Raw genomic sequence first — 20,923 nt, forward strand, 5'->3', positions numbered from 1 at the left:
ACGAGCTTAGAGGAAATCGGTCAGAATTGGCTGTCCAGGGTCGGTCCCGAGAACACCTTCCCTTTTGGAGCAAGTAGCGGGTCGCATAGTTTTTTCCGTCGAGTGATGGAAGAGGTGCGCAAGTTCATTGCGGAGACCCCTCTTACAAGGACTTGCGCAAAAAAGATCGAGAGCCTCACTAACAAGCATAAGGTTGAAGTCGTAGGCGCCATAGCCGCTGGAATTGGCTCTGTCGTTGGTTTATCGGCAGTTGTCTTGGTTCCTGTGGTCGGCATTGCACTTGCAGTAGCTTGTCGGATCGGCGTGAACGCATATTGCGCCGTACCACAGCCTGCAAGCGAGGCGACAAGCGGACAGAGGGGCACATAGACAAAACGCCGCAATAGCAGATTGCCGCTTGAGACGTGGGGTTAGTCGACCTGCCAGGTTACCCATAACAGTGCACTAACCTCTCGATCCCAGGGCACTCGTTTTCTGTAATCCCAATTTCACGCACTGTAACCGGAATCTCTTTTGTTGCAGCGCGTTTAGGTTGCGCTTCCCCGTACGTTGCGGTTGGATGCACGGCTGGGGGAATAGAACATGCGAGTTTTGGGAATCGTAGCGCTTGGCGTCGCGCTATGTGGTTGCGCTTTTCAGCGCGCCGAAATCGCCCAAGATGCACGAACGCAAATGGTAGGCATGTCAAAGGAGCAGGTGCTCTCTTGTATGGGCGCACCGGCCAACAAAGCGGCCGAGGGCGCGACCGAGGTCTGGGGCTATGATTCCGGCAATGGCATGGAGGTCGCCAGCGTCAGCGGCGATCGGTACGGCGCCACCGCGGTCAGCTCACGTCGCTTTTGCAAGATCAATGTGGTGTTTGCCGGCGGCCAGGTCTCTTCAATGAACTACACCGGCCCAACTGGCGGTCTCCTAACTGCCGGGGAGCAGTGCGCTTACGCGGTGGACGCGTGTGTGAAGACGCGGCAATAGCCCAGGTCCTAATTTCACGCCCACGGACATCCGAACACCGAAGCGTTAATCTGCCAAGCCCCTTTCGGGGCGCCTTGGCGCGCGCCTTCTGTTAGAACCTTCGGATGGCTCGCCTCCCGCCGCAACGCGGTGCTGCTCGCCGTCGCGTTTCTCGCTGGCTGGGCCGTCTATCGTTGTTCACGTAAGGAAGCGCCGGTGTCATCGCGGCCGGAGCTGCGGCTTTCGTCGCCTATCGCCTAGGAAGCTCCCAAGCTGAGGCGGCTCGCCTCCAGGCAGAAGTTGCCAAACAAAACTGGCAAACCGAGAATGAGCGCGTCGTGCTAGAGCTGTTCGACTGCCGTATAGCAATCTTTGAAGCAATAAGACATGTGGTAGCCAAGACCATGTCCTCCGGACAACCAGACGATGGCACACTTTATGAGTACGCGGAGGCAATCGAAAAAGCGCCGTTTTATTTTGGACCAGACGTCAACGAATATCTTGAGCGCATCCGAATTGTGATCATCGATCTGATGGACTCGAACTCTGCAATCAAACTACACGACCCGGCTGGCCCGAAGCTGCACTATGATCGAATGAATGAGCTGAACGAGTATTACCGGACTGCTCCCAAGCTGTTTGGCCCCTACATTCAGGCGCATCAAAAAGTTGGGAGTTGGCAATCTTAGTCCTTGGTTGCAATTTGCTCTCGTCAAGGTCGGCTGGGCCGCCTATCGCTGGCTTTAAGCTCGGGGAATAAGCGAATGACCGACAAGGCACCGTACGAAGGCGCGATTGAAGAAAGCGCAAAAGCCGCCAGCAAGGCGCTGGACCTTGTGAAGGCCAGTTCTCAGCAAATCGCCGATGTTTACGGTATTCTGATTGGAGACCCGCTCCACGCTGCACGGCACCGGCGACTGGATGCAATAACCCGGCGAACACAGGAGATATTGCGGGAGCGCGACGCTAAGACGACCGAACTGCCAGAGCAAATCGCTATACCGTTGCTGGAAGCAGCCCAGCAAGAATCTCGCACGGAGATGCAGGAGATTTGGGCAAGACTTTTAGCTAATGCGATGGACACCGATCGTGCCGCGGATGTCCGACCCGAGTTCGTTGCTGCTCTCCAGAAGCTGCAGCCGCTTGATGCACTTCTATTGCAAGAGGCTCGCGCGCTCGTCCAAAACCCCAATCAGGCAACTGTTGATCCAAAAATCTTTGCGGACCGATTGAGTATTCGCGAGACTCTAGCGGCTGTTTCGATCGAAAATTTGGTAATTGCTCGCTGTTTGTCGCGGCATCTTTCTGGTCAAACCGACTACTACAGGTTAGCTGGATTCGGCATCGAGCTGTTGCACGCATGCCGACCTTGAAATTCGGCGCTCAGTTAGCCTGTACTTGAAGCCCGCTCATACAGTGCTGGGGCAGTGCGGCGCCGGACAAGTCGGCCAGCCGTTCCTTTTAAAACTCTTGGGGTTACGGTGACGCAAAACTCCCGATGCGGGGAGTGCCCATCCGCAACGCTGCTTAAAGTGAGTTTTGTGCGCGGTCACCGTAGCTCCCCCGTTCGCAATGCGCTATCGGTAGCGAGCCAAAAGACGTTCATGGACAAGCAAGCCGGGCGAAAAAGATCGTGAGTTTCTTCGAGCGTCTCAAGACAGCAGCATCCGTTGAGTGGCGGGCTTACACCGAGCATCCCTTCACGAGCGGATTGGCAGACGGCTCGCTCCCCGAAGCGGCGTTTCGTCACTACCTCGTTCAGGACTATTTGTTCCTCATCGAGTTTGCTCGCGCCTACGCGCTCGCGGTCTACAAGTCGCCCCGACTTGCCGACATGCGTGAAGCCGCGGCCGGCCTTTCGGCTATCCTCGATGTCGAGATGAACCTGCATGTGAAGCTCTGCGCCGATTGGGGTCTGTCCCCGGCCGACCTTGAACAGGCCCCGCCGGCGGCCGAGATGCTGGCCTATACACGCTACGTGCTCGACGCAGGAATGCGCGGCGATCTGCTGGCGCTCAAGGTGGCGCTTGCCCCCTGCGTGATCGGGTACGCGGAGATCGCAACGCGGCTCGCCTCGCTCCCCCTCGCGGACGCTGCGACGAACGCCTACCGCGTCTGGATCGCCGAGTATGCCGGCGCGCCGTACCAGGAGGTCGCTGCCAAAGCGCAGGCGCACATGGAGCATCTCGCCGATCTCTACGCCACACCGGCCCGCGAGGCAGAGCTGATTGCGATCTTCAAGGAAGCCACCCGACTCGAGGCGGACTTCTGGCAGATGGCCTGGCGCGCGGGCCAGCGTGTTCAATAACTCTTTCGGCAGTCAGGTTCACAGCCTGAACGTCATACAATTCGAATTACTATGACAGTGCACCAAACTCACCAACGTCAGGCGACACTAACAGAACCTCACCACGCGTCACGCAATCATCGCCTTGATCTGCGCAGTGTCCGCAAACTCGATCAGCTCGATGATCTTGCCGTCCTTAAATCTGAACAGATCCAGGATCTCGGTGCTTGAAGCCTGCCCGGTCGGGCGGTATCGAACGACGAGGCGGGAATGGACGGCGACGCGATCTCCGTCGACCAGCTCAGCCAGGATTTCGCGACCTTCGAAGCCGAATTCATCAATCAATCTACTGAAAGCTCCACGCAGGGTCGGGTGCCCTTGCATGCTCCCTGTCAGTGCGAGCGCGCTCTTGTCGCCCATCAAGGTGAACAAGCCCTCGGGATGAAAGGCTGTCACCAAGCCCTCGGCGTCACCGCCATCGCGTGCTGCGTAAGCGCTTCTGATCACTGCCAGTCTCTCTTCACGCTGTCCCATATCACCCTCCCTGCAGGACGTATCAAGTCAGCCTAGCGACCTTTGCGTGTAAACGCAAAATCATCAGTTGAGGGGGGCGAAGGCTCAGCACGCCACGAAGCAGGATCGGTCGCTTTCGTTCCCCCATTTCAGGAGAAATCGGCGTCGGGCAACGCCGAACCTTTTCACGACCTGGAGTGTTTGTGTTGCGGCAGGACTGACAACGCTGAGGAGCTCAGACATGAACGGCATTATCTATTTGGTCGGACTCGTCGTCGTGATTGGTGTGGTGCTCTCGTTCCTGGGCCTGCGCTGATTGTATTTGGGAGGTGGTGCGGCGCACTCGCCAAGCCGCCGACCACCTCACCTCGCCACCACCCACACCACCACCGGCAACGTCACCGCCGCCAGCAGCGTGCCCGGAGCCACCGCAACTGACACCGGGTTCACCCGCCGCTGATACTGCACGGCGAAGATGTACGTATTCGCGCAGGTCGGCACCTGCATTGGGTCGAGCGCGCATACCACCAGGATGCTCGGCTTCTCGCCCCCTCGAAGCACGAAGCCACAGCTCCGTCGGGAAATCAGTCTGCCAGCTACCCGCCCCATCACGGCGTCGGGGCGACCACATCCTTGAAGTCAGACAAAGCGCGAATGGCTGCCGTTCTGTTCAACACAAATCGCTTCACTTCCTCTTGCTGGCTCGAACTCAAATCCGTCCAGTGATGTTTTTCAGTTGGGAAGCTGATCAGAAGGCCTTCGCTGCGGTGCTGTGCGACTTGGACAGGAACAACGTCATCAGGTGTGTCGACGAGATACTGGTCTGACGGATGATTTTCGGCTTTGAGTGTTCCGGATTGCACCTGATTGGATACCTCGGGAATACCCAACGAGAAACCGAGCGCCTTCAGATCGAAGACCAATGAGCCGGGATGAGTATCGACGCTGACGAACTGGAGAAAGCTGGTCTGCGACTTGGTCACGCCGGTTTTAAGATGACCGTGAACGACCCGCACGAGCTGGCCTTCCGATCCGTTGATCCAGTCTTCGAAGTCCATGAGCGGCGTCGTGAACACGACCGGCTTGCCCACTTGCGCATCCCGCAATTGTTTGGGATCGAACTTGTCGAAGCTCACGGGCGACACCTTGGGCACCTTCTTGAACATGCCGGCACCGATGGTCAGATCACCGCCGATAATCGGCCCAAAAAGCGAAAGTTCGCGCCCTGTACTCAAGTTCTTGATCTTCACGCGGAGCAAGCTCGATTTGACGCCGATACCCGAGGCGCCAAAGAGCGCTGCGATTTTCATCTCCCAGAAGGTGCTCGGCGCATAAACAAGCCGAGGCGGACGGTGCACCTTCTTGTAACCGCCCGTACCTGTCCAAACCAGGTCGACCATGAGGACGACACTGCGATCGATGGCGGCGTTATCTTCGCCGGCCGTCGGAAACGGTTCCGTGCTCCCGACTGCCTTTTGGCCAAGCGCGACGGGCAATCCCGGCAGCTGCATTTTGACGATGGGATCGACCTGGTCGAAGATCGTTTTCGCCCTGAATTCCGATAGGCGTTGGTTCAGTGCGGATGCCGCCGCCTTCGTGCGGGCACCTCTCCAGCGTCGGCTGGCGTGACCAACGCATGTGATGCGGACCGAAACCGTCCCATCTTTGGGAATGCCCATGGAACTGCTCCTTTATTGCAGATCTCTTTTTGGTCAGTTGAGCGTTTGGACCGGTTCAATGCGCCGAAATGGATTTATCACGCGTGTGCTGTCAGGGGTTCCACGCAGATCACACGGCTTTGGACAGCGACGACAAGGTGTCGCCACGAACGCTGATATGCGGATTGCGTTCGATGCCAACAGCTGGATGACATCAAAGAAGTTTTGCTCCAAGCGAGTTATCGCGCACAGCCTGCCTCACCTCGCCACCACCCACACCACCACCGGCAACGTCACAGCCGCCAGCAGCGTGCCCAGCGCCACCGCGCCCGATACCGGGTTCACCAGCCGCTGATACTGTACCGCGAAGATATACGCATTGGCGCCGGTCGGCATCGCCGCAAACAGCACGACGACGCCGGCCGCGAGTGGCGGCAGGTCGAGCATCCTTGCCAGCGCGAAGGCGGCCGCCGGCATCGCCAGCAGTTTGAGCGCGCTCATCACGACCACGCTCAACATCTCGCCCTTGACCTCGAACCTGAACAGATTGATGCCGAGCGCGATCAGCGCCGCCGGCGATCCCGCCTGCGCCAGCAGCTCGACGGTTCGGTCGACGACGGGATGCAGGCCGAGGCCGGTGAGGCGCCAGACGAGGCCGAAGCCGATCGCGAGCATGATCGGGTTGCGGGCGAGATCGCGCAGCACCGGCAGGATCAGCGACGCGGCAGAGGCGGTCTGCTTGCGGTCGACCAGCTCCATCTGCAGCGTGCCGCAGAGCCAGAGCAGCGGCGTGTTCACCGACAGGATCAGCGCCATCGGGCCTGCCGCCTCATTGCCGAGCGCCGAGAGCGTCAGGGGAATGCCGAGCATCACGATGTTGCCGTAGACCGAGCCGATCGCGAACACGACGCCGTCCTCGCGGTCCTCGCGCCGCTGCCGCAGCAGCGCCGAGAGCAGGAGCGCCGCGATCCAGGTCAGCGCGAGCGCGCCGTAATAGGCGCCCCACATCCGCCACGGGCTGACGCCGGAAAATTCCGAGACGACGATGGTGCGGAACAGCAGCGCGGGAATCGCGATGCTGAAGGCGAATTCGCTGATGCCCTTGTGCGCGGTCTCCGAGACGAAGCGAAACAGCACCGCGGCATAGCCGGCCGCGATCAGCGCAAACACCGGCGCGACGATCAGCACCGTGGTCATGCGCCGCTACGACCCCATCTCGATGATCCGGCGCGCCATCCGCACATTGGCATAGTCGATCATCTTGCCGTCGAGCGTCACCGCGCCCTGGCCCTGCGCCTCGGCGTGCTCCATGGCCGCGACCACCCGCCGCGCGTGCGCGAGCTCGGTGTCGGACGGGACGAACGCCCGCAGCGTCGGCTCGATCTGGTCGGGATGGATCACCTGCTTGCCGTCAAAACCCATCGCAGCCGCCTTGAGCGCGCTGCTTTCCGTCAGTCTGCCATCCCGGAACGCGCCGCACGGACCGTCGATGGCGCGCAGGCCGAACGCGCGCGCCGCCACCAGCAGGCGCATCATCGGATAGGCGAACAGATCGAGCGGGGCGGTGGCATAGCCGCTCTGGATGGAGCCGACATGGCGGTAGTCGTCCGGCGACGCGCCGATTTCCGAGGAGCGGGCGCCGATCGACGCCGCGAAATCGCCGACGCCGAGATGAAGGGCGGCGACGCTGTCGTGCGCGGCCGCGAGCGCGTCGACATTGACGAGACCGAGCGCAGTCTCGATCAGCAGTTCGAGCGCCACAGGCGAGGGGCGATCCGGCGCGGCGGCGCGCAGCTGATCGGCAATGGCGGCGATGTCGCTCGCGCGCTCCGCCTTCGGCACGATCACCGAATCCAATCTGGGAAGCGCAGCGAGCGTGCCGATTTCCTGCGCGATGAAGGGGCTGTCGACGGCGTTGAGCCTGACGGCGACGACCTTGTTGCCCCAATCCAGCGAGGATAGCGCCCGCGCAGCTTCCTCCAGCGCCGCGCTCTTCTCGGAGGGCGGGACGGCGTCCTCGAGATCCATAAACACCGCATCCGCGGCCGAGGCAGCCGCCTTGGCGACGAGACGGGAGCGATGCGCCGGAACGGCCAGATAGACCCGCGTCGGCCGCTGAGGGGCCATCGTCATGTCTCCTTTGCGAGACCGAGTTCGCTGAGGATGGATTGGTTGTGTTGCCCGACGTCAGGCACGGGATCCATCCGGGGCGACAGGCCGGGAATGGTGAGAGCCGGCAGGAAGCTCATCACCGGGCCGCAACGAGATCCCACCGTTTGCACCCGGGAGCGGGCGCGGAGCTGCTCGTGCTCCAGGAAAGCCTCGACCGAATTCAGATGCGCGTTGGCGATCGAGGCCTCGTCGAGCAGCCGCAGCACCTCGTCACTGGTCATCGCTGCAAAACGCTGCTCGATATGGACCTGCAGATCGTCCCTGTTCTGCATGCGCAGCGGATTGCTGCGGAAGCGGGGGTGGTCGGCAAGGGCCGCCTCGCCAAGCACGACGGCGCACAGCGATCGCCATTCCCGGTCGTTCTGGATGCCGAAGAAAATCGTGTTGCCGTCTCCGACGCGGAACGGGCCATACGGCGCTATCGTTGCGTGCCTTGCCCCGGTTCGCGGCAGTGGCCGGCCCGTACTCTGCGTATAGAAGGCGGGATAGCTCATCCAGTCCGTGATGGAATCGAACAGCGAGGCCTGGAAGGCGGTGCCCTTGCCGGTGCGCTCGCGGCGATATAGCGCCATCAGCACGCCGTTGAGGATGTACATGCCGGTGGCGATATCGACCACCGACAGCCCAACCTTGGCGGGCTCCGCCTCGGTGCCGTTGATGGCGAGAACGCCGGCCTCGCACTGCACGAGGAGATCGTAGGCCTTCTTGTCGCTGTAGGGACCGCCCGCGCCATAGCCCGACACGTCGCAGGCGATGATCCGGGGATACTTCCGCAGCAGCGATGCGGCATCGAGGCCCAGCCGCTCCGCCGCGCCGGGCGCCAGGTTCTGGATGAAGACGTCGGCCTGCGGCAGCAGGGCCTTGAGCACCTCCTGGCCTTCAGGGCTCTTGATGTCGATGGCGAGGCTTTCCTTCGACCTGTTGGTCCAGACGAACTGGCTGGACATCCCGTTCATCACGTGATCGTAGTCGCGGCAGAAATCGCCGTCGCCCGGCCGCTCGATCTTGATGACGCGCGCGCCCCAGTCCGCAAGATGCCGGCTGGCAAGAGGAGCCGCGATCGCCTGCTCGAGCGAGACCACCGTCACGCCGGACAGCGGCAGCTCCGCCTCATGTCGCTCCATGCAATCGTCTCCGCTCCCGCTCACGCTTTTGTCCAGCGCAGGAGACAAGCCGACCACCCCACGCACGTTCTGTGATGATGGCATCATGCTCCTGTTTTGCCCGACGAGTCAAACCTCATTTCGTAAAATCCGCAAATCGCGATCCGCAAAGTTCAATCGCCACATGGACTTGGCTACTGTGCATGGGGTTGTTTTCGCGTTTTTTGTTTTGGGGGTCCCTGTTGCCGAGACCGCACACGTCCCGCCTTTCGCATCTCCCCTCGGTTGCCAACGAACCCCCGTTCACCCACTATCGTCTCCGACTCGACATTTGGGGGATCGATGCCGGCGTTCCGCTTTAAGAAATCCGTGAAGACATACACGGCTGCCGCGATCACGGGGATCGCCCTGGCCGTCCTGATCCAGCCGGGTGAAGGCTTTGCCTACTCCCAGGAGGAGCAGCAGGCCTGCACGCCGGATGCGATGCGGCTGTGCGGCGAGTTCGTTCCGAACGTCGACGCCATCACCGCCTGCATGATCCAGAAGAAGTCGCAGCTCTCGCCGCAGTGCCGCGCGTTCTTCCGGCCTGGACCGGAGCCGGGCATGGCGGCCGCGCCCCGCGCCGGCAAGCCGACCAGCATCGCGCCCAGGAGCTCGGGCCGGACGGCGAAGAAGAGCACCAAGCCGGCCAAGAAGAAGAAAGCCAGCGAAGGCTGAACGCGGGCGCCGCGTTCCCTTTTTGAAACTCGATCATGCCCGGGCCACAGCGCGCAGTGCGTTTGATGTCCCGGGCATTTGCGTGTCCAGCCCTCGTTCGCTCGCCCCTTGAGTCAAACTGACCCAGGCATCAGCCCCACACCAGCCACCGGACTCCTTTTGTTCGCCTCGGCGTGCGGAAGCTTGCGATAAGGCAGGACGGAAACGGCTAGCGAAACGGATTGCGCGGCGAGGTTGCATTCCGCTTCGTCCTGCCAAGGCTGCTCAAAAAACGCACGATTGCTGGCGTGAAGGTGTTGCGATGCAGCTCGCACCCGTCGTCGCACGCAGTAGTGTGACTCAAAAGCCAACGCGCTTTGTTATTTCATGGCGCCAGCATAACTTATGATAAATTTTTCTTTCCCGAATCACCGCGGTGATTCATTTTCGCCGCCTGGGGTCAATCTGGAGGCAGAGGTATGAACGTTATTGTTTTTGCATCGCGTAAAGGTGGCTCAGGCAAGAGTACGCTGGCCGCACATCTCGCCGCGCAGATCAAGGCGACCAAGCCGATCCTGCTCGTCGATGCGGATCCGCAAGGCTCGCTCACGCTGTGGCACAAGCTGCGTGGCACCAACGAACCGCCGATCAAGTCCGCGGTGAACTCGGTCAGCGGCATCGTCTCCGCGGCCAAGCGCGACGGTTATGAATGGGTGTTGATCGACACGCCGCCGAACCTGTCGGCCGTCGTCGACGACGCCATCCGCAACGCCACCATGGTGGTGATTCCCGCCCGTCCCGGCGTGTTCGACGTCAACGCGGTGCAGGAAACCATCCAGATGTGCCGTGCGGCACGCAAGCCCTACGCGGTCGTGCTCAACGGTGCGCCGGCGCGCCGCGACGAGTCCGAAAGCCCGATCGTCACCATCGCCCGCGAGGCGTTGGCGAAGTTCCGTGCTCCGGTGTGGGGCGGCCAGATCACCAACCGTTCGGATCTGCTGATGGCGCTGAGCCACGGCGAGGGCGCGCGGGAATATCAGGCCGAGAGCCGTGCGGCGCAGGAAATCGCAAGGCTGTGGGCGGCGATCGAACGTTCGGTAAAGGCTATTCGCGGCACGGCGTCGGCGTCCGGCGCAATGCACAAGCAGGCGGCGTAATTTTCATAAATCATTCCCCGGACGAAAAACGCGCGGACATCCGCGCGTTTTGCGTTTTTGGGCGAGCACGATCCGGAAAAGTGTGAAGCGGTTTTCCGATAAGATCGTGCTCAAGAAAGTGGATGGAAGTTACGCCACCATCAGCATGTAGAACACGATCACCGGCGACAGAGTGAGGATCACCGACCAGATGCCGGCGGCCCACAGAATGTCCTCGGTGGTAAAGCCCTGCTGTCCAGCGTCGTAATGCGACGCCATCTCGTTATGACTATTCACAAACGCCCCCGCGATTTCTTCGCTTATGGGCATGAACGCTACACGGGATATTTTAAAATTCCGGGTCGCAGTTTCGCGCGCTTTTGAACACAGCTGCTACCACGAGTTAACCATCGCGGCGCGCTGGCATCACGCCAGCCAGACTCGAAACACCAGCACCGGCATCAGGCCGAGCATCACCGCCCAGAAGCCGAACGACGACACCACCACAATTCCCCGCAAGAAATCAGCCGACGCGAACATGTCTGCCGCCGTCGGGCGGATGCGTTGCCCCATGATCATTCCCCCATTTGAAAAGACTTTGAATGAAGACGATAGGCGCGTTTGCGTAAACGAGCCGTGGATGCGCCATGCGGCAGCAGCGAAGGCCGTTGGGGCGGGGTTAACCACGGTGCATCTTCCCTTCTCCCGCAAGAGAGAAGGGAAGCCTGCCGGGAGAGGTGAAGCATCTAAGCCGCGACTTGCATCCGCCGTTCGATCTCGCAATCGAGCTGCACGGCGAGTTCGCTGCCGATCTCGACCATCGGCAGGCGCACTTCGGGGCTGTCGATCAGGCCCGCGCGCCACAGCCAGTATTTTGCCGGGGCGGGACTGGGCTCGGTGAACAACAGGCGCGTCAGGTCCGCGACCTCCTGCCAGCGCGCCAGCGCTGCATCGTGATTGCCGCGCTTCAGCTCGGCATGGACAGCCGCGAACGTCGCGGTCTCGAGATGGGCTGACAGCACGATGCCGCCATCGGCGCCGTCGCTGAGCGCCTCGAAATAATTCGCATCCTCGCCGGTCAGCACGCGAAAGTCCGCAGGGCGGTCGCGCAGCAGCGCGATGGATTGCTCGCGGCTCGCGCCGCAATCCTTCAGGCCGATGATGCTCGGATGCCCGGCGAGCCGCAGCAGCGTCTGGTTGGTGATGTTGACCGAGGTGCGATAGGGAATGTTGTAGAGCGCGAACGGCCAGGCGGCGTGATCGGCGAGCGCCTCGAAATGCGCCAGCAGCCCCCGCTGCGACGGCCGCACATAATACGGGCTCGCGATCAGATAACCGTCGATCGGCCAGTCCGCGGTCTCGTCGAGACGCTCCTTCAGCCGCGAGGTGTCCGCGCCTGAAAGTCCGAGGCAGATCGGAAGCTTGCTGTGGGCGGTGGTCAGCTCGTCGCGCACGATGGCGACGAGGCGTTCGAGTTCGGCTTCGCGCAGCGTCATGCCTTCACCGGAGGTCGCCCCCAGGATGAAGCCGTCGACGGCCTGCCCGCTGTAATGCCGTGTCAGCCGGCGCAGCGACCTCTCGTCGAGAGCGCCGTCGCGAAACGGCGTTATCAGCGGCAGCCAGAGCCCGTGCAATTGTTCCTGTAGTCCGGTCATGTTCCATCTCCTTCTCGGGAAAAATCCTGAGACGGGGCACATGAAAAAACCCCGTCCAGGCGGCGGGGTTTTCGAAGTTTCGGCTCGCGATGACGAAGGCTGTTAGCGCGCGCAAAAATCCGAGGTCCCCAGATGGGGGCCTTTTTTCGAGGCGACTGCCTGCGAGGAGATTGCGCACGACTTCGTGATCATTCGCAAATGATGCGGGGTAAGCATGGAACTGTCAATACACGCGGAGGGCGATGGCCGGATTTGCCAAAAAAAAGCCGGGCTCGATCGAGCCCGGCTTAAGGTATTGGCCACGTGAGGCCGACACAATCACCTTCCAAGAGGGATTACTGAACTCCCGCGTCACTGGAGGAGGGGGACAAATGCGCAACGCGAAGGCTCAGCGTAGAAACATTATGGGCTAGCCTCGCGCCATGCATCAAGCGTCCAAGCCGCATGTCAGACATGCGGAAATCAGGACGGCCAGCGCTGCGCTTTGCTCACCACGAAGTCGCGGAACACTTGCACGCGCGCGACTGTCTTCAGCTCTTCCGGATAAACAAAATACGTATCGAGCTGGATCGAATCCGATTCGCCGAACAGCTGCACGAGGCGGCTCTGTTCTTCGATCAGATAGTCCGGCAGCGCCGCGATGCCGAGGCCCTGCTGACAGGCGCGGACGAGGCCGAGAATGTTGTTGACCCTGAAATAGGCTTCGCGCGGACCCGAGCCGTTGCGCCCCGCTTCGACCAGCCAGTTGCGGTTCTGAAGATGCGGGGCGAAGTTGCCGTCAGAGAGCGTGATGATGCGGTGGGAGTCGAGCTCCTCCAGCGTGCGCGGCGTGCCGAAGCGCTTGATGTAATCAGGCGAGCAATAGGCGTGGAAGCCCATCGCGAACAGCTTGCGCTGAATGAGATCCGGCTGCGTCGGCTTGCGGGTGCGGATCGCGACGTCGGCCTCCCGCATCGACAGGTCGAGCTCCTCGTCGGTGACGATCAGCGAGATCCGGATTTCCGGATAGAGCGCGGTGAATTCGCCGAGCCTGGGGATCAGCCAGTTGATGCCGACGCCGGGCGTGGTGGTGATCTTGAGATCGCCGCTCGGCCGCTCGCGGCTGTCGGTCAGTTTCGCGCGCGCCGCCTGCAGCTGCATGAAGACGTCATGGGCGGTGCGGAACAGGAGGTCGCCCTGTTCGGTGAGGATCAGGCCGCGGGCGTGGCGGTGGAACAGCGAGACCGAGAGCTCCTGCTCCAGTGCCGAGACCTGGCGTGACACCGCCGATTGCGACAGGCCGAGCTGCTCGCCCGCGTGCGTGAAGCTGCCCGCTTCCGCCGCGGCGTGAAACACCTTCAGCTTGTCCCAGTCCATATCCGTAAATCCGTCGCGTGTTCTTGCCATGATGTCTATTCCGCTGCCGCGCGCTCGCTGGCGCGCAGGGCCAAAAATCGTTCCGCCTCGAGCGCCGCCATGCAGCCGAGGCCGGCCGCCGTGACCGCTTGACGATAGGTCTCGTCGGCGACGTCGCCGGCGGCGAACAGGCCGGGGACCGAGGTCGCGGTCGAGTTCGGGGCGACCTCGACATAGCCCGACGGTTTCAGCTTGACCTGCCCAGCCACGAGCTCGGTCGCCGGGGCATGCCCGATGGCGATGAAGACGCCGTCGGTCGGCACATCGGTCAACGCGCCGGACTTGACGTTCTTGAGTCGCACATGGGTGACCTTGTTCGGGTTCTCGGTGCCGCAGATCTCGTCGACGGCTGAGTCCCAGACCACCTTGATCTTCGGGTGCTTGAACAGACGCTCCTGCAGGATGCGTTCGGCGCGGAAGTGATCGCGACGATGCACGATGGTGACCTGCGAGGCATGGTTGGTGAGATACAGGGCTTCTTCGACCGCGGTATTGCCGCCGCCGACCACCACGACTTGCTTGTTGCGGTAGAAGAAGCCGTCACAGGTGGCACAGGCCGACACGCCGCCGCCCTGGAATTTCGCTTCGGACGGCAGCCCGAGCCAGCGCGCCTGGGCGCCGGTGGCGAGGATCACGGTGTCGGCGAGATAGACGTCACCGCTATCGCAGGTGAGGCGAAAGGGTCGCTGCGAGGTGTCGAGCTTCGTCACCAGATCGGTCTTGATCTGGGTGCCCACATGCAGCGCCTGCTTCTCCATCTGCTCCATCAGCCAGGGGCCCTGGATCACGTCGGCGAAGCCGGGATAGTTCTCGACCTCGGTGGTGATGGTGAGCTGGCCGCCTGCCTGGATGCCCTGGATCAGGATCGGCTCGAGCATCGCGCGCGCGGCGTAGATCGCCGCCGTGTAGCCTGCGGGGCCGGAGCCGATGATGACGACCTTTGCATGGACAGCGGCGGACATTTCGACAGATGCCTTTCACGGGGGACTGCAGCGCGGGCGCGGAACGTGCCGGGAGGCCTCGCGGAGGCGCTGAAATATCAGAGGTAATCTAAGCCTTCTGGTGAGCTATGCAAGAATTGCATTCCCTATCGGCGGATTTTTCCAACAGGGAACAAAAGTCGATTGCGCTGCACGCGCAATAAAATTGCGCCGGTCGTGCGGTCTGGGCTATGAGGATTGCGACAAAGCCACCGATACCGCCGCAAGACCAGGAGTTCCAATCACGTGTCGCGGAACCTAGACGAGATCGACCTGAAGATTCTCACCGAGATTCAGGCCGACGGTCGAATCACGAATGTCGAGCTGGCCAAGCGCGTCGGCATTTCGCCCCCGCCCTGCCTGCGCCGCGTGCGGGCGCTGGAGGAGGAGGGGTATATCCACGGCTATCGCGGGCTTCTGGATGCACGCAAGCTCGGCTTCGACGTCACGGTGTTTGCCGCAGTGCACCTCTCCAGCCAGGCAGAGGCCGATTTGCGCGCCTTCGAGGAGTTCGTCCGCGCCGAGCCGCTGGTGCGCGAGTGCTGGATGCTGTCGGGCGAAGTCGATTTCATCCTGAAATGCGTCGCACCCGACATGGCCACCTTCCAGGATTTCGTCACCCACCTGACCGCCGCCCCGCACGTCCGCAACGTGCGGACCTCGCTGGTGCTGCACAATTCGAAATACGAGGCGGCCGTGCCGCTCGACGTGAGAGGAAGAAGGTAGTTCGTCCTCTCCCCGCAGGCGGAGCGAGGTGGAGTAAGCCGCACCCCCTCGGCAACACTAGATATAAAAAGGCCGCGCATCGCGCGGCCTTTTCAAATCACGCGCGACGGCAAATCGTTACCGCCACTCCACCTTGGTGATCTCATAAGCCTTGGCGCCGCCGGGTGCGTTGACCTCGACGGTTGAGCCCTTCTTCTTGCCGATCAGCGCGCGCGCGAGCGGCGAGGTGATGGAGATGCGGCCCTTCTTGGCGTCGGCCTCGACCTCGCCGACGATCTGCCACACCGTCTTCTTTTCGGTGTCCTCGTCGACCAGTGTCACGGTCGCGCCGAACTTGATGGTGTCGCCGGACAGCTTCGAGATGTCGATGATGTCGGCGCGCGCCAGCTTGTCCTCGAGCTCGGCGATGCGGCCTTCATTGTGGGACTGCTCTTCCTTCGCGGCGTGGTATTCCGCGTTCTCCGAAAGGTCTCCGTGCGAGCGCGCCTCGGCGATATGCTCGATGATCCGCGGACGGTCCTCCGACTGGCGCTTCTTCAGTTCTTCCCCGAGCGCGGCAAAGCCGCCCGCTGTCATCGGTACCTTTTCCATCTCTTCTCTCGTCCTTCGGTCGCGCGCGCCCTGAAAAGTCAGCGCGCACGCAACTTGATTCGTCAGTCTGTCCGGGGGCTCAACGCGCGTGCCGCCGAACGTTCATATGGGCTTGGCACCGGAACAGAACAACCATATGGCCGGACAGTTCCTCCGGCCATAGTGGCTTCACCGCCAATCACTAACAGAAGGTTGGGCCTTCCGCTCGCGATCAGGTTTCCGAAAAGTAGCTCTGCAGGGTCCGAACCTCAAGGTCCCCGCCCAGATAGGCGCGGATGCCCTGCGCGGCCGCCACGGCCCCGGAAAGAGTGGTGTAATACGGCACTTTATGCAAGAGGGCCGCGCGCCGCAGAGAACGGCTGTCGGCGAGCGCCTGCGGGCCTTCGGTGGTGTTGAAGACGAGCTGGACGTCGCCATTGGTGATGGCATCGACGATGTGCGGCCGGCCCTCCAGCACCTTGTTCACCTTCTCGGTCGGGATCCCCTGGTCGGTCAGGAAGCGGGCCGTGCCCGACGTCGCCAGCACCTTGAAGCCGAGCGAATGCAGCTCGCGAACGGCCTCGGTGATGCGCGTCTTGTCGCTCTCGCGAACCGAAACGAACACCGTGCCCTTGCGCGGCACCCGCGTGCCGCCGCCGAGCTGGCTCTTGGCGAACGCCACCGCAAAGGAGCGGTCGATGCCCATGACCTCGCCGGTCGAGCGCATCTCGGGGCCGAGCACGGTATCGACCCCGGGGAAGCGGGCGAACGGAAACACCGATTCCTTCACGCCGACATGATCGAGGTTCGCCTTCTTCAGGTTGAAATCGGCGAGCTTCTCGCCGGCCATGATGCGCGCCGCGATCTTCGCCACCGGCGTACCGACCACCTTGGCGACAAAGGGCACCGTGCGCGAGGCCCGCGGATTGACTTCGAGCACGTAGATCTCGCCGTCCTTGATGGCGTATTGCACATTCATCAGGCCGACGACGTCGAGGCCGAGGGCCAGCTCGCGGGTCTGCCGCTCCAGCTCCTCGATCATCTTGTCGTCCAGCGAGTGCGGCGGCAGCGAGCAGGCGCTGTCGCCGGAATGGATGCCGGCTTCCTCGATGTGCTCCATGATGCCGACGATGAAGGTGTCCTTGCCGTCGCAGAGGCAGTCGACGTCGATCTCGGTCGCATCGGACAGATAGCGGTCGAACAGCAGTGGGTTCTTGCCGAGCACGGTGTTGATCTGGCCGGTCTTGTCGTTCGGGTAGCGCGCCTTGACGTCGCCCGGCACCAGCTCCGGCAGCGTGCCGAGCAGGTAATCACTGAGCTGGTTTTCCTCGCGGATGATTTGCATCGCGCGGCCGCCGAGCACGTAGGACGGGCGCACCACCAGGGGCAGCCCGAGATCGGTTGCGACCAGGCGCGCTTGCTCGACCGAATAGGCGATGCCGTTCTTGGGCTGCTTCAGCCGCAGCTTGTCGAGCACCCGCTTGAAGCGGTCGCGGTCTTCCGCAAGGTCGATGGCGTCGGGCGAGGTGCCGAGGATCGGCACTTCGGCGGCTTCCAGCGCGCGCGCGAGCTTGAGCGGGGTCTGGCCGCCGAACTGCACGATCACGCCGTGCAGCGTGCCGTTCGTGCGTTCCTTCGCGATGATCTCCAGCACGTCCTCGGCGGTGAGCGGCTCGAAATAGAGCCGGTCGGCGGTGTCGTAGTCGGTCGACACCGTCTCCGGGTTGCAGTTCACCATGATGGATTCGTAGCCGGCGTCGTGCAGCGCGAAGCAGGCGTGACAGCAGCAATAGTCGAACTCGATGCCCTGGCCGATGCGGTTCGGTCCGCCGCCGAGGATGATGACCTTCTTCTTGTCGGACGGCGAGCTCTCGTCCGCAGGCGCGCCCGCGAACGGCGCCTCATAGGTCGAGTACATGTAGGCGGTGGGCGAAGCGAACTCGGCCGCGCAGGTGTCGATGCGCTTGTAGACCGGGCGAACGCCGAGCGCGTGTCGCTTCGCCGTGACCTCGGCCTCCGTCGTCTCTGCGATCACCGCGAGCCGGGCATCGGAGAAGCCCATGGCCTTGAGCGTGCGCATGCCGAAGGCGTTGCCCGGCAGGCCGTTCTTGCGGACCTTCGCTTCCATCTCGACGATGCCGCGCATCTCGCTGAGGAACCACGGATCGATCTTGCAGGAATTGAAGATCTCCTCGTCCGACCAGCCGAGCCGCATCGCCTGCCCGACCTGGAGCAGCCGGTTCGGTGTCGGCGTGCCCAGCGCAGCGCGGATCGCATTCTTATCGTCGTCGCGACCGAGACCTTCGATCTCGATCTCGTCGAGGCCGGTGAGGCCGGTCTCGAGCCCGCGCAATGCTTTCTGAAGGCTTTCCTGGAAGGTGCGGCCGATCGCCATGACTTCGCCGACCGACTTCATCGACGTAGTCAGCGTGGTGGAGGCACCGGGGAATTTCTCGAAAGCGAAACGCGGCACCTTGGTGACGACATAGTCGATCGTCGGCTCGAACGAGGCCGGCGTGGCGCCGCCGGTGATGTCGTTGGCGATTTCGTCGAGCGTGTAGCCGACCGCAAGCTTGGCGGCGACCTTTGCGATCGGAAAGCCGGTGGCTTTCGAAGCCAGGGCGGAGGAACGCGACACGCGCGGGTTCATCTCGATGACGACCATGCGGCCGTCTTCGGGATTGACGCCGAACTGCACGTTGGAGCCGCCGGTCTCGACGCCGATCTCGCGCAGCACCGCCAGCGAGGCGTCGCGCATGATCTGGTATTCCTTGTCGGTCAGCGTCAGCGCCGGCGCCACCGTGATGGAATCGCCGGTGTGAACGCCCATCGGATCGAGGTTCTCGATCGAGCAGACGATGATGCAATTGTCGTTCTTGTCGCGCACCACCTCCATCTCGTACTCTTTCCAGCCGAGCACGGATTCTTCGATCAGCACTTCGTTGGTGGGAGACGCATCCAGGCCGCGCTCGATGATGTCGAGGAACTCTTCCTTGTTGTAGGCAATGCCACCGCCGGTGCCGCCCATGGTGAAGGAGGGGCGGATGATCGCGGGCAGGCCGATCTCGGACAGCGCCATCAGCGCCTGGCCAAGCGCATATTCCTGGTAGCGCTTGCGGCGGTCGCTTTCGCCGAGTGTCCATTGCCGCTCGAGTTCTTCGAGTGCAGCGCCCGATGCCTTGGCGCGTTCGGCCTGGTACTTGTCGCGGAACGACTTCTTCAGGGCGGAGGCGTTGGCGAGCCGCGACTTAGGCGTCTCGAGCCCGATCTTGGTCATGGCCTCGCGGAACAGCTGGCGGTCCTCGGCCTTGTCGATCGCGTCCGCGGTGGCCCCGATCATCTCGACGTCGAACTTGTCGAGCGTGCCTTGCTGGCGCAGCGACAGCGCGCAGTTCAGCGCGGTCTGTCCGCCCATGGTCGGCAGCAGCGCGAAGCCGCCGGGAATGACGTGACGTTCCTTCTCGATGATTTTCGCGACGATCTCTGGCGTGATCGGCTCGATATAGGTCGCATCAGCCAATTCCGGATCGGTCATGATGGTGGCCGGATTGGAATTGACGAGGACGATGCGATAGCCCTCTTCCTTCAGCGTCTTCACCGCCTGGGTGCCCGAATAGTCGAACTCGCAGGCCTGGCCGATCACGATGGGACCGGCGCCGATGATCAGGATGGTGGTGATGTCTGTACGTTTGGGCATCAACTCTCGCCGAAGTGGAATTTGGGCACAAAAAAAGGGCGCGCCTGCTGCGCGTCCCTTTGGCCGAGAGCGCGGTGGTCCCCCCTCGCGCGCGGGGTGGGTCTTAGACCAGTTTTCCGGGCGGCGAAACCCCGAAAAACGCCCATCAACCGGCAATTTTGACCGGTTTTGGCCGGGCCTGCCAACCGCGGGCGAGATGGACCAGAAGAGCCGCCGAAACGCTTAATCCGCCGACCCAGCCGAGATCGGCGGGGCTCCACGCCGCAAGCACGGCGCCGCCCAAGGCACCGCCGATCGCAAAGCCGAGATACATGGCCGAGGCGTTGAGCGAGAGCGCGATCATCGAGGCCTGTGGCTCGATCCGGATGATGCTGGCGACCTGGGCCGGGTAGAACGCCCATCCCGAGATGCCCCAGAGGAAGATCGCACCTAGCACCGCGTAATGCGCCTGTTCCGGCATCAGCTTCAGGACCAGCGAATGCAGGATCAGCGCGCTGGCCATGCCGGCAAGTCCGAGACCTGCTGTGGCGAGCGTGCCGAGCCGGTCGGCCAGGACGCCACCGAACATGTTCCCGATCGCGGCGGCGCCGCCGAACACCAGCAGCGCGAGGCTGATCTGCGACGCATCGAATCCAAGGCCGCGCAGCGGGACCGCGAAATAGGTGAAGACGGTGAAGCCACCGAGCGCCCATAAAATCGTGATCAGAAGCGCCGTCAGGACATTGCGGTGACGCGCCACTGCCAGCCGATCGCTGAGCGAGGCCGTGTTGCGTGGCAGGCCGCGGGGCAGACCGAGCAGGAGGCCGGCGAGCGCAACGGCACCGATCAGGGCGACCATGGCAAAGGTCGCGCGCCAGCCGAGCAGGCTGCCGACGAGATTGCCGAGGGGAACGCCGATGACGGTCGCAACCGTGAGGCCCGAGGTAACCAGCGCCACCGCGCGGCCGCGTCGCTCCGGCGCGGCGACGGCCACGGATACGGCCAGCGCGGTCGGCATGCACAGCCCGGAGCCCAGCGCCATCAGCATGCGCGAGGCCAGCAGCAGGGCGTAATTCGACGCCACCATCGCCGCGAGGTTTCCGGCGATGAAGGTCGATAGCGCCAAGGCCAGCACGGTGCGGCGGTCGATATTGTTCAGTGTCACCGCCAAGATCGGCGAGCCGACCGCATAGGTGAGGGCGTAGGCTGTGACCAACTGCCCGGCGGCGGGGACGGAAATCGCCAGGTCCGTGGCGATCGACGGCAAAAGCCCAGCAATGACAAAGCCTTCCGTGCCGATCGCAAAGGCTCCCAAGGCCAACCAGAATACGCTCATCGGAGAAATCCCTATGTTCAACGTTTATTGAACTATTGATGGGACCGGGTCAGGAGTCAATTGGTTCAA

General features: G+C 62.5%; 21 protein-coding genes. 7 read left to right on the forward strand and 14 right to left on the reverse strand.

All coding sequences use genetic code 11. The annotated features are described in order from the left end of the window. Positions 1-672 precede the first annotated feature (672 nt). The 4 genes from IVB07_RS05955 to tenA all read left to right on the forward strand — a co-directional run bounded on the left by IVB07_RS05955 (position 673) and on the right by tenA (position 3,259). Complete coding sequence (locus tag IVB07_RS05955; RefSeq protein WP_247296211.1) at positions 673-972, forward strand: hypothetical protein; 300 nt, start codon at positions 673-675, stop codon at positions 970-972. Between the two features lie 317 nt (positions 973-1,289). Further along, positions 1,290-1,640, forward strand: coding sequence for a hypothetical protein (locus IVB07_RS05960; protein WP_247296209.1), 351 nt, complete (start codon positions 1,290-1,292; stop codon positions 1,638-1,640). A gap of 75 nt (positions 1,641-1,715) precedes the next feature. After that, positions 1,716-2,324: an Abi-alpha family protein gene (locus IVB07_RS05965; RefSeq protein WP_247296207.1), complete on the forward strand. Its 609-nt coding sequence runs from the start codon at positions 1,716-1,718 to the stop codon at positions 2,322-2,324. 260 nt (positions 2,325-2,584) lie between these two features. Continuing rightward, positions 2,585-3,259: a thiaminase II gene (tenA, locus tag IVB07_RS05970; RefSeq protein WP_247296205.1), complete on the forward strand. Its 675-nt coding sequence runs from the start codon at positions 2,585-2,587 to the stop codon at positions 3,257-3,259. 108 nt (positions 3,260-3,367) lie between these two features. Here the strand turns inward: tenA and IVB07_RS05975 are convergent, their stop codons facing one another. The 6 genes from IVB07_RS05975 to IVB07_RS06000 form a co-directional block, all read right to left on the reverse strand. After that, a complete protein-coding gene (locus tag IVB07_RS05975; RefSeq protein WP_247296203.1) occupies positions 3,368-3,772 on the reverse strand; it encodes a nuclear transport factor 2 family protein in 405 nt (134 codons plus the stop codon). 342 nt (positions 3,773-4,114) lie between these two features. After that, a complete protein-coding gene (locus IVB07_RS05980) occupies positions 4,115-4,258 on the reverse strand; it encodes a hypothetical protein (protein WP_247296202.1) in 144 nt (47 codons plus the stop codon). 101 nt (positions 4,259-4,359) lie between these two features. Further along, complete coding sequence (locus tag IVB07_RS05985) at positions 4,360-5,430, reverse strand: hypothetical protein (protein WP_204512338.1); 1,071 nt, start codon at positions 5,428-5,430, stop codon at positions 4,360-4,362. Positions 5,431-5,667: 237 nt separating this feature from the next. After that, positions 5,668-6,606, reverse strand: a complete 939-nt coding sequence (locus tag IVB07_RS05990) for an AEC family transporter (protein WP_247296200.1) — start codon at positions 6,604-6,606, stop codon at positions 5,668-5,670. Between the two features lie 6 nt (positions 6,607-6,612). Further along, positions 6,613-7,536: a CoA ester lyase gene (locus tag IVB07_RS05995; RefSeq protein WP_247296197.1), complete on the reverse strand. Its 924-nt coding sequence runs from the start codon at positions 7,534-7,536 to the stop codon at positions 6,613-6,615. 2 nt (positions 7,537-7,538) lie between these two features. Then, positions 7,539-8,705: a CaiB/BaiF CoA-transferase family protein gene (locus IVB07_RS06000; protein WP_247296195.1), complete on the reverse strand. Its 1,167-nt coding sequence runs from the start codon at positions 8,703-8,705 to the stop codon at positions 7,539-7,541. A 321-nt stretch (positions 8,706-9,026) separates the two neighbouring features. Here IVB07_RS06000 and IVB07_RS06005 point away from each other — a divergent pair, with 321 nt between their 5' ends. Next, on the forward strand, positions 9,027-9,401 hold the full coding sequence (locus IVB07_RS06005) for a hypothetical protein (RefSeq protein WP_247296193.1): 375 nt from the start codon (positions 9,027-9,029) through the stop codon (positions 9,399-9,401). A gap of 458 nt (positions 9,402-9,859) precedes the next feature. Beyond that, positions 9,860-10,537, forward strand: coding sequence for a ParA family protein (locus IVB07_RS06010; RefSeq protein WP_007596685.1), 678 nt, complete (start codon positions 9,860-9,862; stop codon positions 10,535-10,537). A gap of 129 nt (positions 10,538-10,666) precedes the next feature. Here IVB07_RS06010 and IVB07_RS06015 read toward each other — a convergent pair whose 3' ends face one another. The 5 genes from IVB07_RS06015 to trxB all read right to left on the reverse strand — a co-directional run bounded on the left by IVB07_RS06015 (position 10,667) and on the right by trxB (position 14,528). Then, positions 10,667-10,846: a hypothetical protein gene (locus IVB07_RS06015; RefSeq protein ID WP_007596684.1), complete on the reverse strand. Its 180-nt coding sequence runs from the start codon at positions 10,844-10,846 to the stop codon at positions 10,667-10,669. A 96-nt stretch (positions 10,847-10,942) separates the two neighbouring features. Continuing rightward, a complete protein-coding gene (locus tag IVB07_RS06020; RefSeq protein WP_166517545.1) occupies positions 10,943-11,089 on the reverse strand; it encodes a hypothetical protein in 147 nt (48 codons plus the stop codon). Positions 11,090-11,262: 173 nt separating this feature from the next. After that, positions 11,263-12,171, reverse strand: a complete 909-nt coding sequence (locus IVB07_RS06025) for a 4-hydroxy-tetrahydrodipicolinate synthase (RefSeq protein ID WP_247296191.1) — start codon at positions 12,169-12,171, stop codon at positions 11,263-11,265. Positions 12,172-12,633: 462 nt separating this feature from the next. Continuing rightward, entirely contained in the window at positions 12,634-13,557 is a 924-nt protein-coding gene (locus IVB07_RS06030) for a LysR family transcriptional regulator (RefSeq protein ID WP_007614700.1), read from the reverse strand. 5 nt (positions 13,558-13,562) lie between these two features. Continuing rightward, positions 13,563-14,528 (reverse strand): thioredoxin-disulfide reductase, encoded by a 966-nt coding sequence (gene trxB / locus IVB07_RS06035; RefSeq protein WP_247296188.1) that lies wholly within the window; start codon positions 14,526-14,528, stop codon positions 13,563-13,565. 264 nt (positions 14,529-14,792) lie between these two features. Between trxB and IVB07_RS06040 the strand changes: the two genes are divergently transcribed. After that, positions 14,793-15,272 carry an Lrp/AsnC family transcriptional regulator gene (locus IVB07_RS06040; protein ID WP_007596676.1) on the forward strand — a complete coding sequence of 160 codons (480 nt, stop codon included), beginning with the start codon at positions 14,793-14,795 and terminating at the stop codon, positions 15,270-15,272. 117 nt (positions 15,273-15,389) lie between these two features. Here IVB07_RS06040 and greA read toward each other — a convergent pair whose 3' ends face one another. The 3 genes from greA to IVB07_RS06055 form a co-directional block, all read right to left on the reverse strand. Next, positions 15,390-15,863, reverse strand: coding sequence for a transcription elongation factor GreA (greA, locus tag IVB07_RS06045; protein ID WP_007596674.1), 474 nt, complete (start codon positions 15,861-15,863; stop codon positions 15,390-15,392). A gap of 211 nt (positions 15,864-16,074) precedes the next feature. Beyond that, the gene (carB, locus tag IVB07_RS06050) at positions 16,075-19,539 is read right to left on the reverse strand and encodes a carbamoyl-phosphate synthase large subunit (RefSeq protein ID WP_085348771.1); all 3,465 of its coding nucleotides are present in this window, start codon (positions 19,537-19,539) and stop codon (positions 16,075-16,077) included. A 145-nt stretch (positions 19,540-19,684) separates the two neighbouring features. Beyond that, positions 19,685-20,854 carry an MFS transporter gene (locus IVB07_RS06055; RefSeq protein ID WP_247296186.1) on the reverse strand — a complete coding sequence of 390 codons (1,170 nt, stop codon included), beginning with the start codon at positions 20,852-20,854 and terminating at the stop codon, positions 19,685-19,687. Between the last annotated feature and the right edge of the window lie 69 nt (positions 20,855-20,923).

The sequence above is a fragment of the Bradyrhizobium sp. 172 genome, from assembly GCF_023101065.1.
Taxonomy (GTDB): Bacteria; Pseudomonadota; Alphaproteobacteria; order Rhizobiales; family Xanthobacteraceae; genus Bradyrhizobium; species Bradyrhizobium canariense_D.

What these genes read in the sequence shown, in the direction of transcription:
- trxB (WP_247296188.1), bottom strand. Translation starts at nt 14,528, where the DNA reads ATGTCCGCCGCTGTCCATGCAAAGGTCGTCATCATCGGCTCCGGCCCC.
- greA (WP_007596674.1), bottom strand. Translation starts at nt 15,863, where the DNA reads ATGGAAAAGGTACCGATGACAGCGGGCGGCTTTGCCGCGCTCGGGGAA.
- IVB07_RS05975 (WP_247296203.1), bottom strand. Translation starts at nt 3,772, where the DNA reads ATGGGACAGCGTGAAGAGAGACTGGCAGTGATCAGAAGCGCTTACGCA.
- IVB07_RS06020 (WP_166517545.1), bottom strand. Translation starts at nt 11,089, where the DNA reads ATGGGGCAACGCATCCGCCCGACGGCGGCAGACATGTTCGCGTCGGCT.
- IVB07_RS06055 (WP_247296186.1), bottom strand. Translation starts at nt 20,854, where the DNA reads ATGAGCGTATTCTGGTTGGCCTTGGGAGCCTTTGCGATCGGCACGGAA.
- IVB07_RS05990 (WP_247296200.1), bottom strand. Translation starts at nt 6,606, where the DNA reads ATGACCACGGTGCTGATCGTCGCGCCGGTGTTTGCGCTGATCGCGGCC.
- IVB07_RS06030 (WP_007614700.1), bottom strand. Translation starts at nt 13,557, where the DNA reads ATGGCAAGAACACGCGACGGATTTACGGATATGGACTGGGACAAGCTG.
- IVB07_RS06015 (WP_007596684.1), bottom strand. Translation starts at nt 10,846, where the DNA reads ATGCCCATAAGCGAAGAAATCGCGGGGGCGTTTGTGAATAGTCATAAC.
- IVB07_RS05965 (WP_247296207.1), top strand. Translation starts at nt 1,716, where the DNA reads ATGACCGACAAGGCACCGTACGAAGGCGCGATTGAAGAAAGCGCAAAA.
- carB (WP_085348771.1), bottom strand. Translation starts at nt 19,539, where the DNA reads ATGCCCAAACGTACAGACATCACCACCATCCTGATCATCGGCGCCGGT.
- IVB07_RS05985 (WP_204512338.1), bottom strand. Translation starts at nt 5,430, where the DNA reads ATGGGCATTCCCAAAGATGGGACGGTTTCGGTCCGCATCACATGCGTT.
- IVB07_RS05980 (WP_247296202.1), bottom strand. Translation starts at nt 4,258, where the DNA reads ATGCAGGTGCCGACCTGCGCGAATACGTACATCTTCGCCGTGCAGTAT.
- IVB07_RS06010 (WP_007596685.1), top strand. Translation starts at nt 9,860, where the DNA reads ATGAACGTTATTGTTTTTGCATCGCGTAAAGGTGGCTCAGGCAAGAGT.
- IVB07_RS05955 (WP_247296211.1), top strand. Translation starts at nt 673, where the DNA reads ATGGTAGGCATGTCAAAGGAGCAGGTGCTCTCTTGTATGGGCGCACCG.
- IVB07_RS06025 (WP_247296191.1), bottom strand. Translation starts at nt 12,171, where the DNA reads ATGACCGGACTACAGGAACAATTGCACGGGCTCTGGCTGCCGCTGATA.
- IVB07_RS05995 (WP_247296197.1), bottom strand. Translation starts at nt 7,536, where the DNA reads ATGGCCCCTCAGCGGCCGACGCGGGTCTATCTGGCCGTTCCGGCGCAT.
- IVB07_RS06005 (WP_247296193.1), top strand. Translation starts at nt 9,027, where the DNA reads ATGCCGGCGTTCCGCTTTAAGAAATCCGTGAAGACATACACGGCTGCC.
- IVB07_RS06000 (WP_247296195.1), bottom strand. Translation starts at nt 8,705, where the DNA reads ATGGAGCGACATGAGGCGGAGCTGCCGCTGTCCGGCGTGACGGTGGTC.